General features: G+C 44.2%; 8 protein-coding genes and 2 pseudogenes. 2 read left to right on the top strand and 8 right to left on the bottom strand.

The window, feature by feature from the left end:
• Positions 1 to 186 precede the first annotated feature (186 nt).
• Together ACYQ4S_RS09340 and ACYQ4S_RS09335 are read right to left on the bottom strand one after the other, a co-directional pair.
• The gene (locus ACYQ4S_RS09340) at positions 187 to 1,377 is read right to left on the bottom strand and encodes a cation:proton antiporter (RefSeq protein ID WP_459770761.1); all 1,191 of its coding nucleotides are present in this window, start codon (positions 1,375 to 1,377) and stop codon (positions 187 to 189) included.
• 2 nt (positions 1,378 to 1,379) lie between these two features.
• Complete coding sequence (locus tag ACYQ4S_RS09335) at positions 1,380 to 1,736, bottom strand: hypothetical protein (RefSeq protein ID WP_459770759.1); 357 nt, start codon at positions 1,734 to 1,736, stop codon at positions 1,380 to 1,382.
• Positions 1,737 to 1,965: 229 nt separating this feature from the next.
• On the opposite strand from ACYQ4S_RS09335, the gene ACYQ4S_RS09330 reads away from it, so the two are divergent.
• A complete protein-coding gene (locus ACYQ4S_RS09330; protein ID WP_459770757.1) occupies positions 1,966 to 2,418 on the top strand; it encodes a GNAT family N-acetyltransferase in 453 nt (150 codons plus the stop codon).
• 63 nt (positions 2,419 to 2,481) lie between these two features.
• Here the strand turns inward: ACYQ4S_RS09330 and ACYQ4S_RS09325 are convergent, their stop codons facing one another.
• The 6 genes and pseudogenes from ACYQ4S_RS09325 to ACYQ4S_RS09300 all read right to left on the bottom strand — a co-directional run.
• Positions 2,482 to 3,492 carry a sodium:calcium antiporter gene (locus tag ACYQ4S_RS09325; protein WP_459770756.1) on the bottom strand — a complete coding sequence of 337 codons (1,011 nt, stop codon included), beginning with the start codon at positions 3,490 to 3,492 and terminating at the stop codon, positions 2,482 to 2,484.
• 237 nt (positions 3,493 to 3,729) lie between these two features.
• Positions 3,730 to 4,458, bottom strand: a pseudogene (locus tag ACYQ4S_RS09320) (MIP/aquaporin family protein).
• 34 nt (positions 4,459 to 4,492) lie between these two features.
• On the bottom strand, positions 4,493 to 6,154 hold the full coding sequence (locus tag ACYQ4S_RS09315) for an FAD-dependent oxidoreductase (RefSeq protein ID WP_459770754.1): 1,662 nt from the start codon (positions 6,152 to 6,154) through the stop codon (positions 4,493 to 4,495).
• A 121-nt stretch (positions 6,155 to 6,275) separates the two neighbouring features.
• A complete protein-coding gene (locus tag ACYQ4S_RS09310; RefSeq protein WP_459770763.1) occupies positions 6,276 to 6,434 on the bottom strand; it encodes a cadmium resistance transporter in 159 nt (52 codons plus the stop codon).
• Positions 6,406 to 6,930, bottom strand: coding sequence for a methyl-accepting chemotaxis protein (locus tag ACYQ4S_RS09305; RefSeq protein ID WP_459770752.1), 525 nt, complete (start codon positions 6,928 to 6,930; stop codon positions 6,406 to 6,408). The genes ACYQ4S_RS09310 and ACYQ4S_RS09305 overlap by 29 nt, the downstream gene beginning before the upstream one ends.
• Positions 6,927 to 7,295: pseudogene (locus ACYQ4S_RS09300) on the bottom strand (PAS domain-containing protein); the annotation flags it as partial. The gene ACYQ4S_RS09305 and the pseudogene ACYQ4S_RS09300, both read right to left, overlap by 4 nt.
• Positions 7,296 to 7,563: 268 nt before the next feature.
• On the opposite strand from ACYQ4S_RS09300, the gene ACYQ4S_RS09295 reads away from it, so the two are divergent.
• Entirely contained in the window at positions 7,564 to 9,192 is a 1,629-nt protein-coding gene (locus ACYQ4S_RS09295; protein ID WP_346023545.1) for an ABC-F family ATP-binding cassette domain-containing protein, read from the top strand.
• The last annotated feature ends 416 nt before the right edge of the window (positions 9,193 to 9,608 follow it).

The raw sequence follows: 9,608 nt of genomic DNA, 5'->3' as shown, positions 1-9,608 counted from the left end.
TTTACAGCCAGTGTACTTGAACTGTTGCGAAAAGCATTAAAATCAGAAGGGCTGTTTTGAGCTTCGCTCAATAGGCATTCATCTCCCACCTACGCTTCGCTTAGAGGTGGGAGTCTTCTGTCAAATGGTGATAAAAAAACACGGGCCAGACTTTTTTAAAAGTCCGACTCGTGGATATAGTACGATTTATTGCTTCTTGAATTTAGGGGTTCTCGCGGCTTTCGTTTCACCTGCTGCTTTTAAAGCATAGCCTGTGATCATCGGCCCGAAAATCTCAAAGAACACTGCCCCTGCCAGGACAACACCAGTAATCGCTCCGGATACGTTAGGAATGCTTCGTTCGGCTACAGTAGCGAGGCCAATGGCGATACCTGCTTGTGGAAAGAGGCCAAGACCTATATAAGGACGAACCTCCTTACTCACATCTGTAAATTGAGAAAACACCAGAGAACCGAAGTATTTACCAATCGAACGGGCAGCAATATAAGCGAGCCCTGCGACGCCTACCGTACCTATAATCGATAAATTGATATGCGCACCAGCCAAGGTCAGGAATATGACGAACACCGGCATTTCAATGCGGTTCAGTAAAGTTGCGATCAGCACTTTGCGTGAAGTCAGGTTCGTAATGGCAATGCCTGAAAAGATGTTGGTCAATACCGGAGACAGCCCGTACATGGTGGCAATTCCTGTATTGAACAGGATGACTGCCAGTAAAATGACCAGCAATTTGTCATTTGATGTACCTTTACGTATAAAGAAAGAAACGAACAGGCCACTTAGTGCACCAATCATCATTCCCAAGAAGATGTCGAAAAGGACTGATCCCAGAAGGGCTATTCCTCCGGGCCCCTGATCTCCAAAGGACTGAACGAAAGATACCATCATACCAAATGTCATGATAGCAACCAGGTTGTCGAAAGCGACCAGCCCCAGCACATTCTGAGTCATTTCCCCTTCTGAGCGTGTATCTTTAATGACTTCAACTACTCCAGCTGGTGAAACGGTCAATGCCAGAGTCCCTAGTATCAAAGCATACTGTATTGGCATTCCGACCAGCCAAGTCAGCAGTGACGTGACGGCAACTGTCAAAACAGCGTTCCCCATGGAAATAGTTACAAGATTTTTTCCGAATTTTTTAAACATGAGATAATGCAGCTCAGTCCCAACGGAAATTGCCAGCATGCCGAGAGCCAGTTCATTTACGAAGCCTAAACTGTAGTAGACCTCACTGGTAATGATGTTCAGTACACTGGGACCTAAAAGCAGTCCACAGAGCAGATACCCACTGACAGTGGGCAGCCCAACTTTGCTAGCCAGTTTCCCGCCAGCCATGCCGACCAGCATAAGGATTGCGATATAAAGCGAATATGTCATGTTTAAAACCCTTCTTCTATGTTATTTTCGTTGTCGATGCCTTTCGTAAAGTTCACAGGCACGCTAAAGAATATTGCTGTGTCGGGCTCTGATAAGTCTCCACAGACACTCTCTACGACAGACAGAACTTCCTTGCGTTCCTCTGCACCCTTAACTACAGTAAAAATGGTCTTGCTGTTTGACTCCCGTTCTTCTCCCAGTTCCGCAAACATTGAGAACATCGGAAACTGATTCGAAATCAGGTGACCCATGCCACTACTGTCCAGCACAGTCGCACCCTTAATTTTGTAACGCATAAATAAGGTCAATATTTCATCCAGCAGATCCGTTTTGTTCAATACGATGACAACTAGCTCCATTTGTCTCTTCCTTCTTTCTAAAATTTATAAAAGTCATCTAAATTCATATTAAATTATGCTCCTAATAACCTTTAAATTCAAGGGATTCTTGAAAATTGATTTATTTTCAAAAAATGATTTGACCTTTTTATTTAAAGATGTATACTATGTGTGTGGATCTCATATATGTTCCGTTGAATACGGGCGTATGTGGGATATATTTGACTAAAAAGGAGATTGACACAACTAAATGTGGCAGTATAAACAATTTGAAGAATTAAGTGCACGTGACTATCATCAAATCGTTAAAGAACGCACAAAAGTGTTTGTTGTCGAACAAGGTTGTGCCTATCAGGAAATCGATGACATCGACCTGCACGCTGTTCATCTGATCAAACGTCAAAAAGGAACAATCAAGGCCTATGCCCGAATCTATAAGCAGGATAAAAAAATGCGTATCGGACGCGTACTCGTTCCTCAGGAATTCAGAAGCGAAGGACACGGACGTGAACTGCTGAAAATTGCACTGGATTATATTATATGCAAGTACCCTAAAGCCGAAATCGAAATTCAGGCTGAAGCCTACCTTAAAGATTTTTATGAATCCTTTGGCTTCCGTGCAATTTCAGATTTATATTATGATGAAGAAATCGGACACTACGACATGGAACTGAAAAAAGAAGAACCTGTCGTCCACGTTTAATTTTAAACTATGACAAAGCAGCAGCCCCCTATGATTATTTTAGGGAGCAGCTGCTTTTTTTTGTTAGATAAAATTGAAGAAAAGATACACGGCGTAGATGAGAGCAAGCAAGATGCCTTGCCCTTTGTTTATCGATTCTACTCGTTTCGACAGAATCGGGATGCTGAGCAGGATGAAGATAAGGATCAGAATCGGGAACTGAAGCAGATAATAACTCTGCGGCACCGCAACCCCGCCGGGCAGGATACTGATCGTCGTACCCATGACAAGCAGCAGGTTCATCATATTGGCGCCCAGAACATTACCGATCGCCAATTCCCCATGGCCGTACCTTACAGCGACTAAAGTCGTTGTCACTTCCGGTACGCTTGTCCCGAAGGCAACCAGTGTTGACGAAATGACCGTATCAGGTATTCCCAGGCGTGCGGCTCCAACTTCAGCTGAAGCGACAAGCAAAGTAGCTCCTGCCGTCACACCCAGCGAGCTGGCTGCGAGTATAATAATGGATTTCAACAGGTTACCTTGTTCTGTTGGTCCATCAGCTTCATTATCCGCTTCATCCGGGAGCTCTTCCATCAGATGATCCGGTTTCTGCTTCACGGTGTACCAGAGATACAGCGGAAGAACAACAAGCAGAGCCCCACCGCTCCATCTAGGAAGCAGTCCACCGGTTTCGTTCATTCCAGCTATAAAACTGGTCCCGATAAACAGAAGGGACAGACCGCTCATGAACAGGAAGGTCTGCTGCATGCCTTTCTTTACCGGGATGATTCCTCCAAGGGCACCAATCCCCAGAACCAGGGAGGCGTTAGTGATCATTGATCCGATGGCATTCCCCAGCCCAAATTCACCATTCCCTCCAATCGCCGCAGCAAGTGAGGAAGCAACTTCCGGAAGAGTCGTGCCAATGGAAAGAACAGTGGCTCCGATCACCACTTTTGACAAGCCGAGCTTAAGAGAAAGCTCCACTGCCTTATCGATCAGCTGATCCGCAGACTTGGATAGAATGACTAAGGACAAAATAAATATAAGTATAATAATGCTCAAATGAAAATCTTCGATGTAACCAGCCAACACACACGCCTACTTTCTGATTTGTACTATTTATCAATAGTATAACAGAATACAGGGGCCTAAAGATTAATAAGGTTATTAGAATGTCTATGCGCCTGACTCTCGGTTGTTTAAACACAAGCCTGCTCGTTCAACCATACAGACACTCTAAATCTATATCCTATCTGAAACTAAAAACCTTCTTAAAGACAACTGATGTCTAAAAGAAGGTTCGTCTTATGACTTATTATTGTGTGTTTACCTCACGCTACTGATCAGCAGGAAGCCAAGCCCACCGATAACAGAGCCTATGAACGGCCCCAGAACCGGAATCCAGGCGTAAGCCCAGTTTGACGCCCCTTTGTTGGCCACTGGTAGAACCGCATGAGCAATCCTCGGACCCAAATCCCGCGCCGGATTGATGGCATATCCCGTCGTTCCGCCTAATGAGAGCCCGATTGTCAGAATCAATAGACCCACGATCACCGGGTTCAGCCCTTCTGTAAATTCGCCTTGAGTGAATGCCAGCAGAGCATAGACCAGAAAGGCCGTAGCCATCGCTTCACTAACAATATTCCATCTATTTTTCTTTATAGCCGGCGAAGTGGAGAAGACACTTAAGATTGCATCTTCATCTGAAGTTTCTGCGAAATGTGGATAATAATGCAGCCAGACCAGTGTCGCACCTAAAATTCCGCCGATGATTTGTACCACTATATAAGGCAGCACGAGCGCCCAGTCAAACTGTCCGGCTGATGCCATACCAAGTGTCACGGCCGGGTTCAGATGAGCCGGCGACAGTCAGCCGATTGAATAGACGGCCATTGTCACAGCCAGCCCCCATCCAATCGTAATGTGCAGCCAGCCTGTGTTGAATGATTTTGTTTTGTTCAGTACATTTCCTGCTACGACACCATTTCCGATATAAATCAGAATGGCAGTCCCGAAAAATTCCCCTGTCAATTGTTGTAATACTGAAGTGTCCATACTGTCTCCCTTTGGTCGTTAGTTGAATGAATGATTAATTTTCAATTGCATCCATGTAATAGTGAAAGTTCGTGTTGCCTCCAGATAATACGTACACCTCTTTAAACCCGATATTTAAAAGTAGATTCTGTGCTGTATTGCTGGTCACGCCTTTATTGCAGTATACCACTGTCGGCAATGAACGGTCCAGGTCAGCGACACCTTTACGTAAATCAGGCATTGGAATGCTGACGGCATTATCGACATGCCCTTTCGCATACTGTTTAGGCGAACGGACGTCGATCACTTGAAGCGCATCATTAGCTTTCTGACGGGTGATCAGTTCTTCAGGTGTCATGACCGGAAGCTGCTCTCTTGCATTTTCCAGCACCATTCCCGTATACATGACCGGGTCTTTTGTTGTGCTGAATGGCGGGGCGTATGCCAGATCCAAGTGGAACAGGTCTTCCGCATTGGCTTCAAAAGTGATGGCGGTCGCAAACACATCGATACGCTTGTCCACGCCTTCCGGTCCGACGATCTGAGCGCCCAGGAATCGACCGCTTTCTCTGTCGGCAACACCTTTGATGATCATATTCTGGCCACCCACGTACTCGGCATGCCCCGGTTTGATGTTGTGAATGACTACTGGATCGAAGCCTGCTTTTTCAGCTTCTGCAGCAGACAGACCTGTATAGCCCACAGTCAAGTCGAACAACCTGAAAATGCCGGTCCCTATCGTTCCTTTGAATGACAGCTTGCCTCCTGTCATGTGGTCCCCTGCAATACGGCCCATCTTGTTTGCTGTAGAACCAAGCGGGTGATAAATCGGCTGTCCTGTTACACGATGGAAACTTTCAGCTACGTCTCCTACAGCATAGACATCTTCTACAGATGTGCGCATAAATTCATCGACTTTTACTGCCCCCGTTTCACCTAGTTTGATCCCTGTTTCTTTAGTCAGGAACGTGTTCGGACGGACACCGACAGCCAGGATGACTAGATCTGTCTCAATATCTGCGCCTTTATCAGTCGTCAGAACGGCCGCTTTCCCGCTGCCCTCAATTGTCTGAACTTTATCACTTAAGTGCAGCTTAACGCCTTTGTCCTTGAGTTTCTTTTCAATATGATAAGCCATATCCGGATCGATTTTAGGAAAAACCTGAGACGCCAGTTCGACTACTGTCACGTTCATTCCTTTTTCTGTCAGCTGTTCCGTCATTTCCAGACCGATAAACCCTGACCCGACAACCGTCACGTGCTTAGTGTCATTCTGTTTCATGTAAGCATCAATAGCTTTCGTGTCAGCCATCGATTTCACGTGAAAGATGTTGCTGTAAGAATCCAGGCTGAACGGAGACGGCGCTAGAGAATAAGATCCTGTAGCTAGAACCAGTTTGTCGAATGTTTCACGGAACCCCTTGCCTTCTTTTTTATTGTATACCTCAATTTCTTTTACTGAAGGATGGATCGCTTTGACATGGTGGCCTGTATGGATATCGAAATCAAATCGTTTCTTGAACCACTGAGCATTTCTTGGGATGAGCGTGTCCACTGAGTCGACTTCTCCGCCTAAAAAATACGGCATCCCGCAGACTGAGTATGATATATCTTCTCCAGATTCATATACGACAATCTCAGCTGTTTCATCATTACGTCTCGCTTTTGCGGCAACAGACGTCCCCGCAGCTACCGATCCAATCACTACTATTTTCATTTGTTTCCTCCTCGTATACCTGGCATTCCAACATAAGCCTCCTTTTCAGTTTAGCAAATGCCCTTATACCTGTCTATCACAGTTTTTTTCCTTTATGTAAATGTTCTGTAAAGGAAAGAGACTAGCTGAACAGCCATCCAACCGTCTCATTTTCCAGCATAATATTTAGCCCAAGAGCGACGAAGACTAGTGATTCGATCCATCGTTCATACTTTTCAATAAATGCGTTGATCCGTCTCACTTCAGATATCTTATAAGCAGCACCAACCATTAATACCAACAAAGCGTAATATACAAACAGCGTCAGAACCAGCTGTGACCAGTCGAATCGAGGCAAATAGAGGAATGTATATACCTAAGTTGTCTCCACCAAACGTCAGCATAATGAAAAACACTACGACATATGGCTTGGAATGTCGCGAAAAAGAAAAGGATATTTTTTCTTCGGCTTCCTTTTCACTTTGTTCTATATGTTCCTTGAGATGTGTATTTCCATCTACGACCAGATCGATATTGTTTTTGACTGCCTGTATATCAAGTTGTATATTTTCTGTGGATTCATGAGCCTGTTTGGACAGCCGCTTGACTTCCACTGCAATGACCCCAACTCCCAAACCATATTTTCCTGAACGTGCATCCTCTATGGAAGCACTCAGTGCCAGAAGATTAGTCTGAGATGCAATGTTCTGTATTTTTTCAACAATACTCTTGACCGATTCATTCTTCTTAAGAAGTTCGTTCAAATTCTCTGTACTGTCATTTGATTCTTTTATCATGGCTGTACTTTTTTCAAGCAGGTCTCCTCCTTTTGAAATACAGTTTCTCGAAGACACAGCCATGCTCTTGGAAAGTTCCGTAATTCTTGGATCACGGCTTCAATTTTTAACTGCCTTTCTGTTATATCCGTCGCAACCTTTGACACCCCGATAACTCGATTACCAAGGGTAACGTAAGTTGGGAAATATGTAGCTTCAAGCCAAATCACCTCTCCATATGCATTTTTACGCATGATTTTATCCTGAAAGCTCACTCCGTTAAGCAGGTTATTCCAGAGCTCTACATAGGCGAGGGAATTATAGAAATCAGGAAAACAGAACGTTTTATGTTCTTTACCGAGCACATCCTCCTTTCTATGTTTAAGGGCCTGGGAAAAATTATAACCGTCGTATTAAAGCATATGTTAACACTCCAGTTGACCGTCATTATTACTAATTCGAACTAAATTCGGAACGTTAATTATTATAATTCACGGTCCAAGATATAGGAAGAATTTGAACTCGCTTTGTCTTTTTTCTTCAGAAAGAAAAGAATAATTCCTTAAACCAGTGCATTTTTCTAAAAAGTAAGTATAATAAAACCTAATGACTAATTGAGAATATAGAGCACAAAAGAAACGAGGCAAATATTTAATGATTACAGTAACAGATGTAAGCTTGCGTTTTTCAGATAGAAAACTGTTTGAAGACGTCAATTTAAAATTCACAAACGACAATTGCTATGGTGTGATCGGTGCGAACGGTGCCGGTAAGTCGACATTCCTTAAAATCTTATCCGGAGAAGTGTCTCCATCGACTGGTGACGTTTCTATGCCAAGTGACCAGCGTATGGCTGTTCTGAAGCAGAATCACTTTGATTACGAAGACTATACGGTCATCGACACCGTCATCATGGGACACGAACGTCTCTATGCTATTATTCAGGAAAAGAACGACATCTACATGAAGCCGGACTTCTCTGACGAAGACGGCATTAAAGTGGCTGAACTTGAAGGCGAATTTGCTGAACTGAACGGGTGGGAAGCTGAACCTGAAGCCACTACTCTGCTGCAGGGGCTGGGTATTCCTGAAAATCTGCATAGCCAGAAAATGAGCGAACTGACAGCTGGACAGAAAGTGAAAGTCCTCCTGGCTCAAGCTCTATTCGGTCAGCCCGATGTCCTGCTTTTAGATGAGCCGACAAACGGACTCGACACGCAGTCCATTATCTGGCTGGAAGAATTCCTGATCAATTTTGAAAATACCGTTATTGTCGTTTCCCACGACCGTCACTTCCTGAACAAGGTCTGTACGCATATGGTCGATGTCGACTTCGGTAAAATCAAGCTCTTCGTCGGAAACTACGACTTCTGGCTTGAATCAAGCCAGCTGGCTGCCAAACTGCAGGCTGATCAGAACAGCAAAAAAGAAGAGAAAATCAAAGAACTTGAAGCCTTTATCGCACGATTCAGTGCCAATGCATCGAAATCCAAGCAGGCAACCTCTCGTAAAAAAATGCTGGATAAAATTACGCTGGATGACATTCATCCGTCTTCACGCCGCTATCCGTTTGTCGGATTCAAGCCTGAGCGTGAAATCGGAAACGACTTGCTTCGTGTAGAAAATCTGTCTAAAACAATTGACGGAAAACAAGTCTTAAGTAACATCTCCTTCAATCTGGGCCGTGACGACAAAGTGGCATTTGTCAGCCGTAACGATGTCGCCATTACAACTTTATTCAAAATCATTATGGGTGAAATGGAGCCTGATACTGGGTCATTCCAGTGGGGAATCACGACTTCACAGGCCTACCTGCCGAAAGATTCGTCAAGTGAGTTCAACAACAGCTCAATGACTATTCTTGACTGGCTACGTCAGTATGCTTCCAAAGAGGAAAACGACAACACATTCCTGCGCAGCTTCCTGGGGCGCATGCTCTTCTCCGGTGAAGAAGTGCTTAAAGAAGTCAACGTGCTGTCCGGTGGAGAAAAAGTTCGCTGCATGCTGTCCAAGCTTATGCTGAGCAAAGCGAACGTTCTGGTACTTGATGACCCGACAAACCACCTTGATCTGGAATCCATCACGTCGCTGAACAACGGACTGATCGATTTCAAAGGGTCTGTCTTGTTCGGTTCACATGACCACCAGTTCATTCAGACAATAGCCAACCGCATCATCGAACTGACACCAAATGGCGTCGTCGACCGTGCGGAAACCACTTATGATGAATTCCTTGAAAATAAAGACGCTCAGAAACAAGTCGCTGCTTTATACGAAGCCTAAGACAGACCTGACTGACGTTTAAAAAATTTTATTCAGCCGACTTAAGAGACTTGATTCTCTTGGGTCGGCTTTTTTTATCCGCCTTTAAAGGAAGTTGACTAAATGGTGCTTTTAATTATAGCTTGAGTAAATTCTGATCCGTTTTTTCAACTTAAACGAATATGTCATGCTCCATTAATAAGTGCTTCAACATATGTAGTTTCTACCTTCAGAAGGCACTTCGTATCAATGGTAAAAATTGACAACGGTTTCCGGTTGTGCTAGATTTTGGATAGCATAATGCACGAAGGGTAACTCCCAATAATCTATGAAAAATTATGTTTCCCAAATTTCTCGTTGCTCGTATGATGATTTCTGTCGATGAAGGTAATATAATCCAATCCTTGTCTGGATTAAACAGCTTTATAACAGATCCA

This window comes from Alkalibacterium sp. s-m-28 (assembly GCF_054658175.1).
This window is presented reverse-complemented; position numbering and strand designations above follow the sequence as displayed.